A 770-nucleotide genomic window follows, 5' to 3' on the forward strand; every position below is an offset into this window, starting at 1 on the left:
GTGACTCCGTCTTGTTGTTATGGCGTTCGTGCAGTGTAGAGCCCTGCGGCCCGGTCTGCCCGTCGGCCAGTTGCCATTTCTCCAGGATGCGCTGGTAGGTGCCGTCCTGCCTGATGCGCAGCATGCCCTCGTCGAATCGCTGCAGCAGGCTGGCGGCCTGGGCGTTGTGGCGTGAGAAGGTCAGGTACAGCTGCGGGCGATGGACGGTCGCCAGGGCCGCGAACTGCCCGGCCAGCTCCGGGCGCTCTCGCAGCAGTGCCTGGGTGGTGCCGCGAAAGGCGATGACATAGTCCACCCGGCCACGCTGCAGCATCAGGAAACCATTGATGTCGCGTCGCACCGCGATGCGGCGGATGCCCGGGTAGTTGTCGAAGTGCTCGCCGTAGGTGTAGCCGATGGTGACGGCCACGCGCTTGCCAACCAGCGCCGACAGGTCCTCGACGGGCGCTTCTCCGACGGGGCCCCAGAGCAGGATGTTGTCGCTGAACAGCGCCTGCTGCGGCAGCAGGTAGGCGGCGCGGATGCCGGGGTCCGGCGTGGTGTTGAAGCAGGCGGGCAGGGCGCCGGTGCGGGTCAGCTCCATGCAGCGCGAGTAGGGGTATGGCATCAGTTCGATGGGCGTCTCGCTGACCGCGAATGCGGCGCGGACGATGTCAGCGGACATGCCCTCGATCTTGCCGTCGCGCCAGGCGGTGTAGGGGTACCAGTCATCTTCGGCGCCGATACGCACCACTTCGGCGCGCGCGATGCCGTTGGCGCTCAGCCAGAGC

1 protein-coding gene is annotated in these 770 nt (G+C 67.5%); it reads right to left on the minus strand.

Going from position 1 to position 770, the window contains the following annotated elements:
- On the minus strand, positions 1–770 hold a 770-nt coding region (locus J0A65_RS24675), incomplete at both ends, for a substrate-binding periplasmic protein (protein WP_206596883.1).

The organism is Bowmanella yangjiangensis, from assembly GCF_017255015.1.
Lineage (GTDB): Bacteria > Pseudomonadota > Gammaproteobacteria > Enterobacterales > Alteromonadaceae > Bowmanella > Bowmanella yangjiangensis.